Below are 16,001 nucleotides of genomic sequence, written 5' to 3' on the forward strand. Positions count from 1 at the left end.
GGTGGGATCGCCCGCAATTGACCTATGCATGCATGGCACCAGGCCCCCGGTCGCGAGCAACTCAAGGGCATGTTCCCGCCCACACGGTCGCCCTCGGACACGTTCTCCCGCTCGGTCCCGGCGTTTCTCGACGCTGCGCCCGACCTCTACCCCGCACGGGCCTTCGACATCCCCGCCAACCCCGTGCCCGCGCCGCCGGCCCGGGCGGACTGGCTGTCCTATGACGGCCCGACCGAGGTGCAATCGCCCGAGTACCGGGCCTTCCGCACCTCGCCCGCATTTCTGCAGGTGCATCGGCAGATGCTGGACCGCGTGGATGACATCGAAACCTTCGCCCGCCGGCACGCCTCGCCGGTCGAGTTTCGACAGTGGATGGCCGGCCTGAACGTCTTCCGGCTCCGGTTGGTGGACCATGGAGAGTCCTTTGTCGGAGACCGCATGGCCCTGCTCTATGGCCCGGGCAAACGCGCCCTGGACCACATTTGCCAGCGACTGCTGCAGGACGAACTGCCCCTGGACTTCCGCTGCAGGCAGCTGCGCGAGATGTGCCACCAGCTGAAGCTGTGCATGGCCACCGGGCCCGCCTTCCTGCAGACGGCCCAGGCGCTGAACGTCGACCCGAACGGGCTGCGCAGCGCCTTGCTCGAGGTGATCCAGACCCATGCGGATGAAGTGTTCCGGCGTGCCTACCGCAAGGAGCATGCGGACGACTACTGGGTGGTGCGCGACAACTGGGAAGTGCACGGCATCAACCGGATGCGGCTGGAATATGGTCTGCCAGGCGGGGACCTGTCGGACATCCACAGCTTCCGGAACGACCTGTTTCTGCCCCACCGGCAGCGCAACCATCACAAGAAGCTGCGCCTGGCACTGGACCCCTGCCGGATGGCGGAGGTGCTGGCGGATCGCTATCTGGCCGAGCTGTCGAGCCGGCTACCGGCCTGTGTGCCGCAGCGGTGTGCCCGGGTGGACCTGAATCCCTTTTTCCCGGCAGTCATGGAGGCGGTGGGGGCCGCGAACGGCGCCCTGGCCCCTGTGTCGCCACTGAGCCTGATGGAGGAAGACGAGACCACCGGTGAGTGCTACTGGAGACAGGACCCCTCGCTCGTGCAGCGCGATGTCCTGCTGAGTCTGGAGGCGCAGGAGCTGGTCACGCCTCGCGCCCGGGTGGAACTGGCCAGCAACAAGGCCGACAACCACGGGTGGACGCTGGAAGCGGTGGATGGCCAACTGTTCTACGTGATGGTGACATCCGGCCTTCAGCCCGCACCGCAGGCAATTCCGGTGGGCGTTGAGCACCTGCTGTCGCTCGAGCGGAAGCAGCGTTCCCGCGCATGGCCCCTGGGGCCGGGCGTAGGCCCCAGCCTGGGTCCTGGCGCGGGTGGGAGCGAGGGCACGCCCCCCGTCCTGCTCCCGGAGCGGCTCATCACCACGGTCCTGCAAAGCACATCGCCCCAGGACCTTGGCAGGGTACCCGCCCGCTGGCTGACCGGGCCGGCCCACCTGCAAACCTGGCTGCAGCGCATCGGTCCCTTAGCCTTCGAGTCATGGCTCAGGGCCCACCCACCCGAGCGCCTGCCCGCGTCCATCACGCTCCCCACGCTGGTCTTGGCGGTCACGGGTGCGAAGCGGGGCGACCTGCTCCGGGCGCTGCTCAACAGGGTTCCGGGCGCACCGCGCGACCCGCGCCTGATGGAGCTCGCCACCGACGCGATGGCATGGGGCGCGCCGACCGCCGACGAGATCCTCGACGTCTGGCAGCAGTACCTGTGCGGCGCATTGCCAACGCTCTCGCAGGACGCCGTGGAGTCGCTGTTCTGCGACCCGGAGAGGGCGATGCCTCTGGCCCTGGCGGTCGTCGCAAACGACGGCCAGCACCTGCGCCGGCTGCTGGCGCTGTTGACGATGGCCCTGACACACAAGCTGATCCCGCCGGACACGCTGAGGCATGTGCTGGACGACAGCCTTCCGCTCAGCATGAGGCAGGGTCACGTGCAGGCACTGAACGCCCTGTCGGAGTTCCTGGTGGACGCTGCGGCCCGCGACCTGATCCATCCGGACGAGCTGGCGCGTTTCCTCGGCGGACGGCAGCCACGGCTGCCCTGTGAGGAGGCGACCCGCAATGGCCATGCGGGCTGTGTGCATGGGTACTTCGATCTGATCAGCCAACTGCATGCCCGCGGTGTCCTGTCGAGTGCATCGCTGGGACCGCTGGTCGCCGCCCCCTCGCCGCAGAACGCCGTCGTCAGCTATGGCGCCGTCGCGAATCAGCACCCGGAGGCGCTGCGTGCCTACCTGGCCCGGCTCACGCAGAGCGCGGCGCAGGGCCAGCTCGACCCGACACTGCTGAAGCGCCAGCTGACCTGCGATGGACTGAATCAGTCAGGCGTGCAGACCTTGTTGAGGCAGACGGATCCGGCATGCCTGCACGTCTGGCGTGAGTCGGTCCGGGAGGCTCAGCGGTCGGGCCTGATCTCGTCCGGCGACGTGCGTGACCTCATCGCCGTGCATTCGTTCAGCCGGGTCGCCCTCCTGCCGCATCTGCTGAGGCAGCCAGCGAATCACGGCGGCCTCCAGGCATGGACCGAGACGGCCATCTGGCTGGTTCAGGAAGGAGTCCTGACCCACCCCGACATCCTGGCGCTGCTCCGGGGCGACGACCGTGACATGCCCGGCGTCCCCCCCCTGATGAATGACCTGATGCGAGCCCATCGGGATCCAGCGATGGTGAAAGCGTATCTGGATCTCGTCGGACAGATGACCTACCGGGGCGTGCTGCATCCCCACGAGGCCGAGTCGCTGCTGAGTGCCCCCGAGCCGACGAGCGACACACCGGCGCTGATCGATGCGGTGCGGCACCAATCCCGCCCGGTGATCGACGCCTTCTTCAGGGGCCTGATGTACCGCGGATGGGCACGCACGCTGTCGCCGGACGCGCTGACCCGCCTGATGGACGGACGCTCACGGCTGGGGCGCTCCGCCCTCACCACCGCCATCCGCCACAACGATGCGGAGATGCTGCACCTGCTGCTGAACAACGCCTTCCAGTTTTTGCGCCAGCGCCTCATTGGCAAGGCGCAGTGGCTGAGCCTGTTCGAGCCGGGTCCCGCCGCGCCAGCCCACCTGCCGATCGACGGCGCACTCGACGCGGTGGAACGACTGAATCCGGAGCCGCTGACACCCCTCCTGGCCGAGGCCGTCAAGGAAGCCTGGGCCGCGCGTCTGATCGAGGATCACGACGCGCAGCAACTGCTATACCGGTTGACCGTCGGCGCCGCGGAGGCCGCGGCCCGAAGGGCTTTGACCCGCCCTCCAAAGTCCCTCACGCCCTGACCCGTTCGGGTCGGCCGTTCCTCCCGCGAGCACGTCCATGTTCAGCCCCTCTGTTGCCTCCTTCGCCTCGCAGTCCCGCGATTACTACACGCCTCGCGCCTTCGAGACGCCCGCCGCCACCGTCGCGCCGCCGACGATGCCCCCGGAGTGGTGCAGTTATGAAGGCCGGGACGATGTGCGGTCCCTGGCCTGGCTGGCCTTCCGCGCGTCCTCATTGTTCCGGCTCATCCAGCGGCAATGGCTGGACCGGGTGCACGACTGCGACACCTTCGCCGCCCGCCACTGCACCGATCAGGAGATGGCACAGGCCCTGTCCGGGCTGAGCATCTTCCGCGACCGGCTGATCGACTACGACGGTGAGGCCTACTTCGGCCATCGGCTGCCGCTGCTCTACAGTGCCGGCAAGCGGGCGATGGATCACATCTGCCTGCGTCTGGGCCAGGACGAACTGCCCCTGCATTTCCGTCGCACCCAGCTGCTGGAAATGGCGAAGCACCTGGAGTTGTGCATGTCCGCCGGCCCAGCCTTCATCCAGGCCGCCGAGGCGCTGGACGTCAATCCTGAAGGCCTGCACAGTGCCGTCCACACCCTGATGCGCGCCCGCGCGGACGAGGCGTTCCGCACGATCTACCTGGAAGAGCAGCGGCGAACGGGGGAGACGTTTCTGGCCAGCATGGAGGTCCATGCGGTCAACCGCATGCGCCTGGAATATCGGCTCCCGGGCGGGGACCGCTCGGACCGGTACAGTTTCGGGCCCCGGATGTTCAAGGCAGACCACCAGGCCGATCATGTGCAGCGTCTGCGCCAGGTGCTGGCCCCCGGCGAAATGGCGGTGGCGCTGGCCGATCGTTATCTGGCGCAGTTGAATGACCGCCTGCCCCCGGAAGTGCCCCGCTGGCCCGCGCGGGTCGACCTGAACGATCACTGGCCGAAGATCCACGCGGTGGTGCAGGCGCTGGACCTGTCGCTGGCACCTGTGTCTCTGCACAGCCTCACGGAAGAGGACGAGATCACGGAAGCGTTCTATTGGCGTCGGGACCCGTCCCTGGTTCAGCGCGATCTGTTGCAGGCGATGGAAGACAAGCAGCTGACGGTGCCTCGCGCCCCTGTGGCCCTGCTGACCCGGAAGGACGATGACCCGTCCTGGACGCTGCAGACGGTGGACCGGGCCGTGTTCTATGTCGACGCATCGTCCCGACTGCATCCCGGCGTGGTGCACCAGCCGGTGCGCAGCAACCATCTTCTGACCCTGGATCGGGCCCGCCCCCTTCCCGCATTCACTGGGGTGCCCGAACGCCTGCTCAATCACTTCGTGGCGACCCAGCCGGACCAGGAGCTGCCCCGCATCCCCGCGATCTGGTTGCAGTCCAAGGTGCGCATGGAACCCTGGCTCTCGCGCATGACGCCCGGAGGGCTGCGCTCATGGCTGCAGACCCAGCCCGGACCCGACGGCCTGCAACTGGCCCAGTTGCTGCTGCTCTGCACTGAGCTGGGCAAGGGGGCGCTGTTGCAGACGGTACTTGATCACGGCCCGAGCGCCGAAATCGCCCGCCTCACCGCCTTGGGCACCTCCTACCTGCCGGATGCGATCGGTGCCAGCGACGTGCTGCAGGTGTGGAAGGACCACCTGATGAAGTCCCTTCAAGACCTTGCGCCCGAGCGTGCGGCTCAGCTCTTCACACGATACGGCGAGGGGCCCCTCATTCCGGAGACGCTCATGGAAGGACAGACTGATGCCCTGTCCGCTCTGCTGCAGCTGCTGGAGCGCGCGGTGCAGTGCGGCGTGATCCCCGCCGATGATCTGCACACCCACCTCGGCCGCGCCCTGCCCGAGGCGATGGATGCTGGCCACCACGACACGGTGGCCGTGCTTGGCGACTTTCTCCTGAAGGCCTTCCGCCAGGGCTGGATGCGCAGCGATGACCTGCTGCAGTTCCTGCATGACCGGATCCCCGATCGCGCCTGTGCGGGCGCGCTGTTGAATGGCCATCCGGAATGCCTGCAGTGGTACTTTGACTGGATCGGACGCCTGCTGGCCGAAGGTGCTCTTCCCGCCGAGGGCGTGCAGGACCTGGTGAGCGTGCTGGGCGATGAAGGCGAGCTGATGAGCCATCACCCCCTCGGCCAGAACCGCGCCACCACCCTGGGCGTCTACCTCGACGGCCTCACACGATTCGCCCGGCAGGGGCTGCTGTCGCGAGACCTGCTGCACGAAGCCCTGTCCTGCGACGGCCTGGAGGAATCCGGCCTCCTCCTGATGGTGGGGGGCCTTCCGGACGAAGCCTGCCTGCATGCCTGGCGCCAATCGCTGTTGTATGCGTTTGAGCAGCAACAGATCAGCGCCACCGACGTCGAAACCTTCCTGCGCGGCAGCGCCTCTGCCGAAGGTCCGTTCATGGAACGGCTGCTGGCGGACCCAGCCGACGACCGTGCGCTGGCGGCATGGCGTGCGACGGCACGCTGGCTGTTTGAGCGCAACGCCCTGTCCGCGATGCAGTTGCAGCAGCTCCTGAATGACGCGGAGCCTCCCCAGGCCGGTCATGCCCTCGGTGCGCTGAGGGGCCCCTGAGCCAAGGCAAGAGGCCCGTCCATGTCTCCCTCCTCCGTCACGCCTTTTCTCCGCGACGTTCCGGATCTCTTTCCGCCGTCCGCCTTTGACCCGCCGCCGGTCACCCGGCCACCACCGGACCCGCCTGCGGACTGGATCTCCTTCCCGCCGAAGGACGGACCGAGCAGCTTCGATGAGTTCCGCGGGTCACCGCTGTTCAAATGCACCCGCGACCAGATCCTCGACCGCTTGGCGAACTGCGAGACCTTCACCCACGCCCACTTCAGCGCGCGCGAAGCCGCCCAGATGCTGGACGGCTTCCAGGCCTTCCGACGCAACCTCATCCATGAAGACGGCGACGCCTTCTTCGCCCAGGGTCTGCCCAACCTGTATGGATACGGCAAGCGCCACTTCGACGGCTTCTGCCTGCGGCTCGCCCAGGACGACCTCGACCTGGACCAGCGCAAGACGGCATTGCGCGAACTGGCCCAGCAGCTGCACTTCTGCGGCTCGACCGGACCGGCCTTCCTCACCGCCTACCTGATGCTCGATCGGGCCCAGGGCGGTCTTCACAGCGAGTTTCACGACGCCCTGCTGACACGCATGGAGGCCCTGCTCGTCGAGTTCGTCAATCAGGACCCGCCGGGCAGCGACCTCTCGCCCGAGTCTGTGTTCAAACGACAGGCCTGGCGCGAACAGATGGAGGTGCACATGGTGAACCGGCTGAAGCTGGAACTGGGACTGCCCGGCGGCAATTCGTTGGACCACTTCTCCTTCGGCACCCATATCCATATGCCCGACCAGACGCCGCGCTGCAAGGCCTTCCTGAAGCAGCACCTGCGCCCGACGGTGCTGGCGCGAGATCTGGCGGAGCGGTATGTGGCGCGTCTGCGGGAAGCCCTGCCGGAACCCTTGCGCGATCCGGACGCCGATCTCAGCGATGTCACCGAGCTGATCCGCCCGGCCCATACCCGGCTCAATGCCACCTTCGGTCCGGTGGCGCTGCAGCACCTGCTGACCGAGGACGAAGCAACGGGACAGACCCGTTGGCAGAGCGACGTGGCGCTGGTCGCCCTGGACGTGCTCACTGCGCTGGAGCAGCTCGGTCTGGTGGTGAGGCCCGCACCGACGGCGCTGATGCACGGCGAGGAGGACCACTGGAAGTGGGAACTGTTGCACGTCGATTGGCAGCTCTTTTTCGTCCACGAACGATGGCCCCCGGCCACCGAGCCTGTGCCGGTCCCCGTCCAGTTGCGACACCTGCGGAGCCTGATGGCGTCGAGTCCGCCGAGCAGCAGCACCGTGGGTCCGCTGGTCGATGCGGTTCTGCGGAGCGAGCCACCGATCCGGCTGATGGAGATTCCCCCGCAATGGCTGTCGACGCAGGACCAGATGCGGGTGCAATTGCAGACCCTGGGCAGTGCTCGCTCGATCGAGTGGTTGTCGCAGCACGCTGCTCACGGCCTCGCCGAGCCGGTGCTGAGACGGCTGCTGCCGGTGCTGACCGAACTCGGCATGGGCGTGGTCCTCGGCCAGGTGCTGACACCGATCGAACGCTTCTCGCCGCGCACCTGGATGACCCTGGCAGGCGGACTGGACGTGTTGCACCGATCGATGCGCCAGGGTGACGCGCGCTGCCAGAGCCTCTGGTGTTCGGTGCTCGACGCCGCCCGCGGCGAGCTGTCGGGCGCGGACATTGAGCAGGCCTTCCTGGTCCCCGGCCAGCCTTCGCTGGTGACACAGGCCATGCTGAGCGACAGCGACGTCCTGCTCAAACCCCTGCTCGGCCTGCTGGTCGAGGTCCGCCGGGCGGACAGGATCGACAACGCGGCCTTGATCCGGATGGTGGAGGTGCCGATCCAGCATGCCATGGCCCGGGGTTTGATCACCCCCCTGACGGCCTATGGCGCGTCCCTGAAGCAGATGGCGATGTCCTGCTGGCTGAGCAGCCATGACCTGCGGCGCCTGCTGGAAGGTCCGGTGCGCGGCGCCGGCTGCGGCGGTGCGATGGTCGCCGGGCAGACGCAGGTGGTGAGATGGCTGCACCGGTGGGTGGCCGAGCTGTTCCGCGGGCATCTGCTCAGTCGGGAAGATGCCCGTGCCATCTCCGCAGGTGAAGGCGCGCCGGGGGAAGACTCCGCGGCAATGAAGGCGGTGCGGGCCTATCGTCCCCGCTCCCTGGCGGTGCATCTGAAGGCGTTGCTGGACGACGTCAGGACCGGCCTTCTCCCCGCCGCCTGGCTGCCCCGGCTGCTGGCCTGCCGGGCCGGCGACGGACAGTCAGCCCTGGGACTGATGCTCGGCGAGCACCGAACGCATCCGTGCCTGGGCCCCTGGCGCGCGGCGGTGGGGCACGCCTGCCAGGAGCATCAGCTGTCCCGCACCGCGCTGCGCGGACTGCTGACCGCGCCGGACGGCGCTGGCACCCCGTTTCTGCGCGACCTCATTCGGCACGCCGGCGACTATGTCCGGGCGATCGAGTGGCTGGAGACGGTGAAGTGCTTCCAGGACCTGAACCGGCTGGAGCAAGCCGACGTGGTGGAGCTGCTGGAGGGGCGCGGCCCCAGGCAACTGGGTCAACAGGAGTCGGTCCTGCATGCGGCGATGACCACCTGGAACCTGACCGCGGCGGTCAGCTTCATGTTCTCGCTGTACGGTCGTGCCAACGCGCTGCAGATGGTGTCCAACACGGCGCTGGAACAGCTTCTCAAAGCCGGCAGGGCCGGTGATCCGCAGCGGTCCGCGCTGTGGAGCGCCGTCGGATTTCAGCAGACGATTCGACTCAAGGAGTATCTGACGGAGCTGCGCTGGCTGTTTCATCACGGGGCCATCGACGCGCCGGCGCGATGGCGCCTGCTGGACGGACGCTCCGACGGCGGGCAGTCAGCCCTGGCATGGGCCGTTGACGCAGATCATCCACAGGCTGTGGTGGCCTTGCTGCACGAGTCGCTGGAGGCAGCACAGCAACAGCAGATCACGGGCGAGGACTGGTGCCTGACACTGCTGGCGACGCAGCAGACCGGCGGGCGCGCTGCACGTGTGGTCGGTGGTGTGGTCGGTGGTGCGGTCGGTGGGCGCGCGGGGCCTGCCGTGAGGGACGGTGGCGCAGGCTCCGCGGATGGATCGGGCGCCCTGGACCGGCTTCGGCCGCTCCCTGGGCGGGCAAGGCCGAATCCGGAGATCCTGCTGGCGTTCGTCCACGCATTGGACCTCGCCAGCAGCCGGGGCCTGCTGACCGGCCCCCGGGGCGCGGAGGTCCTGCAACGCTGGCGCCTCCTGCGCCCCTCCATGGAGACCCTCGAAGCCATGGCTCCGCTGAGGATCCATGCAGTCGATGCAGACATGGATGATGAAAACGGGCCCCCAACCACGCCACCGCAAGGGCCCACTCAGGCTTGAATACCGGCTTTCGTCCTTGACCCATGTTCCAGCCTTCCGCCCCTCTGCTGCCGACCATTCCTCACCTCTACACCGCGACCTCGTTCCAGGCGCCGCCCCAGCTGGCAGCGCCCACGCCGCCGGACGACTGGGTGTCCTACAACACGGTGGAACCGAACGGCCCCCCGGGCTTCGAGGCCTTCAAGGCCAGCCCGGCGTTCAAAACCACCCAGGACCAGTTCCTGGAGCGCATTGCGGCCTGTGAGCAGTTCGCCAGCCAACACTTTCCGGCCAAGGATGCGGCGAAGATTCGAAGTGGGCTCGACACCTTCCGCAGCCACCTGCTCCTGAATGACGGCGCCACCTTCTTCAACGCCTCGCTCCCGAAGCTGTATGGCTCCGGCAAGCGTCACTTCGACCACTTCTGCCTGCGCCTGACGCAGGAGGACATCGACCTGCATCGCCGCAAGACCGCGCTGCGTGAGCTCGCGGCCGATCTGCCGCTGTGCCGGTCCAGCGGCGCCGCCTTCAGGACGGCCTCCAAGACCCTGAGCGGCAAGCCGGGCGGCCTCCACGGCGAGTTCCACGCCCTGCTGTTGCGACGTATCGATGCGCTGCTCCAGGAGGTGGTCAGGCGTGGCCCGGGCGGCGAGCCACTGTCCACCGTGGCCCTGAAGCGACGCGAGGAGTACCTGCTCGGCATGGAAGTCCATGCCGTCAACCGGCTGAGAATGGAGCTGGACCTGCCCGGCGCCGAGCGGGACGACCGGTACACCTGCGACAACGTCGTGACGCCGGGGCTCATCCACTACGCGCAAGACCTGCTGCGTGGAGAACTGCATCCGGCGGAGCTGGCCAGGGACCTTGCAGAGAGCTACCTGCAACAGCTGCGGGAACTGCTCCCGCCGGAGGCCCGATCCCCCACGGCGGAGCTCACCGACAGCATGAGCAAGATCAGTGATGCGAACGCCCAGATGGGCGCCACTTTTGGACATGTGCCGCTCAACCACCTGCTGCATCTGGACGAGGCCAGCGGCCAGACCTTCTGGCAGAACGATGTCAGCCTGCTCGCGACCGACCTGCTGAAGTCGCTGGAAGAGAAGGACCTGGTGGTGCGCCAGGCGCTTGGCAAGGCGCTCAGCCACTACACCCCTCCGCATCACTGGGATCTGCTGCATCTGGACTGGCGGCTCTTCCTGGCGAGCGAAAGGGATGAGCCCGCGGCCGAGCCGGTAGAGATGCCCGTGCAGATCCATCACGCCCTGGCCCTGCTGCACCGCCTGCCGCGGCTGCTCCCCCTGCATGCGCTGACGGACACGCTGCTGTCCGGCGGCCGCCCGGAGAACCTCGCGAGGCTCCCTGCCCACTGGCTGGAGGACGAGGCGCAATGCCTGCAGCACTGCCGTGCCCTCGGAGACGAGGGGATGAAACGCTGGATCGGAGCAGCAAGCCCGCTGCCCGCGGATCAGAAGAAGCTGCTGACCTCCGCCATGACCCAGCTCAATCTGCATCAGTCCCTGCCCGCGCTGATGGCGTCCGATGGTGAGGCCACGCCGCGAGAGTGGATCGAGTGGGCCGGCGGATTCGGCTTGCTGCGCCAGTTGCTCGCCAGTCAACCGGCCGCGGAGGTCCTCCGCTTCTGGGCCCAGAAAATCGATGACTACCTGCCCGCCGCTCGAGCGGACGAGCTCAGGGAACTGTATGGTTCCGAGCGCTCCACTTCATTGATCACACGGGCGATGAGAGCCGCGCCGATGCCCGTGCTGAAACAGCTCCTGCTCATGACGTTGACCGCGCGGGAGGGCGAGATCCTCTCGGACAGCGGTCTGTACGCCGCGCTGCGTGCACCCATCCAGCAACTGATGAAGGAAGGACGTACCGACGCCTTCATCGCGTATGCAGACACGCTGGACCAAATGGCCAGCGAGCGGTGGATTGACCCGCCCCACCTTCGCCTGCTGCTGGAAGGCCCAAACTTCGGGGATGGCTGCCGCGGCGCCCTGCAGGCCGGTCACGCAGCCTTGGTCCAGGCATTCCACGCGACGGTGCGCCTTCAGCACTCACATGCGCACCTGACCACCGACATGGCCCGGTGCATGGTCATGGGCGCGCCCGCAGGCAGGAAGTCCTGCGGCTGGGAGGCGATCGAGGCCGGGCACTCCGCCGCGCTGGCGGCCCATCTCAAAGAGATTCAGAACAGCGTCCTCATGGGACTGGTCCCCAGAGACAGGCTGCGCGATGTGCTCAGGTGCCAGGACGACCAGGGCTACCCCGGGCTGGCCAGCATGGTGGTCGGCACCGCGGACCGTCACCCCTGCCTGGATGTCTGGATGAGCGCCGTGCTGGAAGCGCACCGGCATTCGTTGCTGACGCTGCATGACACGACCGCGCTGCTGCATGCCCGTGACCGAGCAGGCACGCCGGTGCTGCATCACATCCTGCAGCAGGATCAACGTCGAGACGGGGGCATCCGGTGGCTCTACCTGGTTCACTTGATGCACGCGGACGGTGCCCTGCCCCCTGGTGAGGTGGCGCTGCTGCTCGAATCACGATTGCGTACGCCTCAGTGGACGGGAGAGACCCTGTTGTCGGAGGCGATCCGGGGAGTGTTTCCGGAAGGCGCCATCCGGACCCTTCTCGAGATCTACGGCCGTGCGCATGGCCGGCAGCTGGTGTCGGCCCCGGAACTGGTCCGACTGGTCCGTGCCGAGATGGACGATGTCGACAACGCGCCTTTTCTCATCGTGGCGATGCACGGCGGACGTGTCGCCGAGCTCAACGAATACCTGGACGGAATCCAGGCGCTCGCCGAGGGGGCCATGCTCGATGAGACCGCCCTGTTGACCTTGCTCGATCCGAAGAACGCCAAAAAAGAGTCGGCGCTGACCCTGGCCCTGATCAACAAGAACCTGCCGGCGGTGGAAGCCTTCCTGCAGACCACCCTGGCGCTGGCGGAGCAGGGCCGCCTCTCCGGCGAAGCGTGGTGCCGGCTGATGATGCCCCTCCAGGACGGACGACCCATCTACGAGTTGTCTTCCGGCTGTTCCAACGACCTTCTGCGGATGTTTGACGGGGCGATGCAGCGCGCAGAGCAGGCCGGACTCCTCGGCGGGTCGCAGGGTGGTGAGCTCGCCCTCCTGTGGCGGCAGTTCCGGATGCCGCTACCGGAGGCATCCGAGGCCCCTCTGGCGCCAGAGGCGCTCCAGCCGCCCGTACGTCTGCGTTTCTCGGACGCCGAGGCGCTTCCCCAAGATGACCCCCGCGCCCCGGGCGCTCGCTCCGACGCGACGGAGCGACCCAGTGTCGCGGCAGGGCGCGCTGCCATGGCGCGCGCGGCCATGGCCGTACGCCAGCAGGCGGATGCGGCGCAGCCCCCACCACCGGCGCCGCACCAGCCCATGCATCGGGTGGCAGAGCCGCCGCACCTGCTGCAAATCCCCCCGCGTCGCGGCGCCTGGGCGCCGCCCCTGCCACAACGCCGTGAACCTCAGGCCGCAGAGCCCCCCGAGCTGCCGCCCCCTCTGCCGCCGCGTCCCCGACCGGCGGCTCGCCCACCGCTCCCACTGCCCGCCCAAGCTCCGGCGCGGCGCGCACCATAACGTGGCGCCCCGCCCGCCGCCGTCATGTTCAAAGCTTCCGGTTCCCCCTTCCTCAGCGAGGTTGCGCACTTCTACACGGACCAGTCGTTCCAGCTGCCGCCGCAGCTGGCGCCGCCCGTGCCGCCCAAGGCGTGGGTGTCCTACCACCCGATGGATGCTGACGGCCCCGCCAGCTTCCGGGAGTTTCGGGCGTCGCCGGCCTTTGGTCAGGCGCTGCAGCAATTTCTGGACCGGATCGCGGACTGCGAAGCCTTCACCCGCACGCACTTCTCGCCCCGCGAAGCCAGCGTCATGCTCGAGTATTTCCACACCTTCCGCACACGGCTGACCGACGGCAACGGCGAGCCCCATTTCGGAGATGCGCTTCCCCAGCTGTACAGCCGGGGCAAGCTGCATTTCGACCGTTTCTGCCTGCGGCTGGCGCAGGACGACCTGGACCTGCCCCAGCGCAAGACGGTGCTGCGTGAATTGGCCTTTCATCTGCGCGCCTGCCGGGCCCAAGGTCCTGCTTTCGAAGAAGCGGCCCGCCGCCTGGACCGAAAACCCGGTGGCCTGCAGGGGGAGTTTCATGAGCTGCTGATGATGCACACCGACGCGCTGCTGCGGGAGGTCATCAACCGCCCGGCGCCGGGCCTGGTGCTGTCTCCTGCGCAGGCGCAAGACCGCCTGCAGCACCTCCACAGCATGGAGGTCCACATGGTCAACCGGCTGCGACTGGAGCTGGGCCTGCCCGGCGGTGATCGAAATGACCGCTTCGTCTTGGCGGACAGTCTGGTGACCCCCTCTCAGATCGAGGCCAGTCGCCGCCTCCTGCACCAGCAACTGCGTCCCGCCGCCCTGGCCCGGGAACTCGCCGGTCGTTACATGGAGCAGCTCCGCGAGATGCTCCCCGTGGCGCTGCGGGCCCCTGATGCGGACCTCAGCGAGCATACCGGCGAGATCGACCGGGCCCAGCAGCGCATGGAAGCCACCTTCGGCAAGGTCGCACTGGACCATCTGCTGGAGTACGACATCAAGACGGAGCGCACCGGTTGGCTCCAGGATCTGTCGCTGGTCGCCTACGACCTGCTGGGCAGTCTGGAGCGCCAGGGCCTGATCGTGCCCCAGCCACGCGGCTCGCTGATGAGGGGGTCGACCGGGAACGCTTACTGGGAACTGATGCAGGTGGACTGGCGGCTGTTCCTCACGGAAGAGTACGAAAGGCTCGACGGCCCGCGGAGGCAGACGGCCGTGCAGCTTTCGCATGCGCTCGGCTGGCTCGACCAGATGCCGGCCATGAATCCCGTGCCTGCGCTCGTGGACGCCGTGCTGGCCAGCAGTCGCAAGGAGGACCTCCTGTACCTCCCCCGGACCTGGCTGATGGACGAAAGCCGGTGCGCCGCCTTCTGCCGACGCTTGGGGGAGGACACGCTGGTGCAGTGGCTGGAGCGGAACCCCGACCTCAGCGACCGTCTCAGAGGCCAGATGCTGCGAGTGATCACCGACCTCGGCCTGCAGGCCGCCTTGCTGACGGTCACCACGCCCGCGCCGCACTGCGACGCCGCCGCCTGCGTCCGCCTCGCCGGGGGAGGCGATGTTCTGGTGAAGGCGATGAACCGACAGGACGGGGACATGGCGATCCGCTGGTTTGCTGTCTTCCAGGCGGCGATTCCGCTGCTGAAGGAGGCCGAAGCCCTGCGTCTCTTTTGCACCGGCACACCGGGTCTGGTGGGGCAGACCCTGCGCAACGGCCATGGCGGCCATGTTCGACAGGTGCTGCGGTTGCTGGCCCTCGCGGTGGATCAGCGCAAGATCCACCCGGGCCAGTTGCCGGCGCTGCTGAAGTCGCCAGTGCAGGACATCATGGCGGCAGGACACGTCGACCGGCTGGTCTCGCTCGGCGAAGGTCTGCAGGTGCTGGCCAAAGGCGGTCACCTTCAAAACCGCCTCCTTTGCCAGGCGCTCGCCGGACCCGACTGGCAGCGAGGCTGCAGCGGCGCCATGGTTGGCGGACATCCCCACGTCGTGCGCTGGTTTCATGAGCAGGTCCGGGTGCTGCTGGACGGCGGCAGCATCAACCGTGACCAAGCGGCCCGGTTGCTGATGTCGCATCCCCGGGGAGAGCCATCCGCCGGCATGCTGGCCATCGAAGGCAAACATGCGGAAGCGCTCGCCGTCCACCTGTCCGGACTGCTGGAGGCCGTCTCCGCCGGCATCGTGCCGGCGCCGGAGCTTCGGGACCTGCTGGCCTGCCGCGGGGCCGCCGGCGAACCCGGATTGGCCGTGATGACAAAAGGCGAAAAGCCGCACCCCTGCACCCAGGCGTGGCGCACCGCCGTGGTGGAGGCCAATGAGCGGCATCTGTTGATGCCCTGGGAGGTGGGCGGTCTCGTGTCGGCCCATGACCCGCAGGGCCTTCCGCTGCTTCGTCAGCTGGTGCGGACCTGGTTCTCCGAGAACCGCAGCTGGTTATGGCTCGGCCTGGTCAAGGACCTGTTCCACGCCAAGGCCTTGCCGGCCCCCTTTCCGGTCCTGGAGGCGGTGGGGGGACGCAGCCTGGAACCACCGGAAACCCTGCTGTTTCGGCTGATGACAGACACCTCCGACCTCTCCGCCGTCTGGCTGCTCATGAAGCTCTACGGCGAGGCCCGTCGGGAGCAGATGATCGAAGCGTCCGATCTGGCGCTGCTGCTGCTGGGCTTGAGCAAGGGCGAGCGGGAGGTGCCCGCATTGACATCGGCCCTCGGCGAGCTTCAGAGCGGTCAGGTGACGATCTATTTGAGGGGCCTCATCTTGCTGGCACAGCAGGGTCTGATTTCCGCGGACCAGTTGTTCCATCTCTTCGATGGGTATGGACGGGGAGACCGCTCACCGCTCGGCGCTGCCATCGACAAAAAATGGGCAGAGGGCGTGGAGCACCTGCTGGACGCTACGCTCAAGGCCGCCCGGCAACAATTGATCACCGGCGATCAGTGGTCCCAGCTGTTGCGATCGGCGCCGGCCAGCCGCAGCTGGACCGTCATTCTGAACTGCAGGTGCGAACGCATCCAGGCGCTCATCCATTCCGCCATCAAGGAGGCCGACACCGCCGGTCTGCTGCAGGGTGAGGCGGGTGCTGAACTGATGCATGCGTGGCGGCAGCGTACGCCCCTGCCAGCCTGAAG

General features: G+C 67.7%; 5 protein-coding genes. All 5 read left to right on the forward strand.

Features of this window, described 5'->3' with window-relative positions; genetic code table 11:
- Positions 1-24: 24 nt before the first annotated feature.
- The 5 genes from FHS28_RS22195 to FHS28_RS22215 are packed head-to-tail and all read left to right on the forward strand — an operon-like array spanning position 25 to position 15,999.
- Positions 25-3,333: a hypothetical protein gene (locus FHS28_RS22195; RefSeq protein WP_088454026.1), complete on the forward strand. Its 3,309-nt coding sequence runs from the start codon at positions 25-27 to the stop codon at positions 3,331-3,333.
- Between the two features lie 37 nt (positions 3,334-3,370).
- Positions 3,371-5,902: a hypothetical protein gene (locus FHS28_RS22200; RefSeq protein WP_088454027.1), complete on the forward strand. Its 2,532-nt coding sequence runs from the start codon at positions 3,371-3,373 to the stop codon at positions 5,900-5,902.
- Positions 5,903-5,923: 21 nt separating this feature from the next.
- A complete protein-coding gene (locus FHS28_RS22205) occupies positions 5,924-9,280 on the forward strand; it encodes a hypothetical protein (protein ID WP_088454028.1) in 3,357 nt (1,118 codons plus the stop codon).
- 23 nt (positions 9,281-9,303) lie between these two features.
- The gene (locus FHS28_RS22210) at positions 9,304-12,858 is read left to right on the forward strand and encodes a hypothetical protein (protein ID WP_088454029.1); all 3,555 of its coding nucleotides are present in this window, start codon (positions 9,304-9,306) and stop codon (positions 12,856-12,858) included.
- 24 nt (positions 12,859-12,882) lie between these two features.
- On the forward strand, positions 12,883-15,999 hold the full coding sequence (locus FHS28_RS22215; RefSeq protein WP_088454030.1) for a hypothetical protein: 3,117 nt from the start codon (positions 12,883-12,885) through the stop codon (positions 15,997-15,999).
- The last annotated feature ends 2 nt before the right edge of the window (positions 16,000-16,001 follow it).

Origin of the sequence: Roseateles terrae (genome assembly GCF_014192155.1) — a bacterium.
GTDB lineage: Bacteria > Pseudomonadota > Gammaproteobacteria > Burkholderiales > Burkholderiaceae_C > Roseateles > Roseateles terrae.

Coding starts and splice junctions, on each gene's coding strand:
- FHS28_RS22195 (WP_088454026.1), top strand. CDS start 25: ATGCATGCATGGCACCAGGCCCCCGGTCGCGAGCAACTCAAGGGCATG.
- FHS28_RS22200 (WP_088454027.1), top strand. CDS start 3,371: ATGTTCAGCCCCTCTGTTGCCTCCTTCGCCTCGCAGTCCCGCGATTAC.
- FHS28_RS22205 (WP_088454028.1), top strand. CDS start 5,924: ATGTCTCCCTCCTCCGTCACGCCTTTTCTCCGCGACGTTCCGGATCTC.
- FHS28_RS22210 (WP_088454029.1), top strand. CDS start 9,304: ATGTTCCAGCCTTCCGCCCCTCTGCTGCCGACCATTCCTCACCTCTAC.
- FHS28_RS22215 (WP_088454030.1), top strand. CDS start 12,883: ATGTTCAAAGCTTCCGGTTCCCCCTTCCTCAGCGAGGTTGCGCACTTC.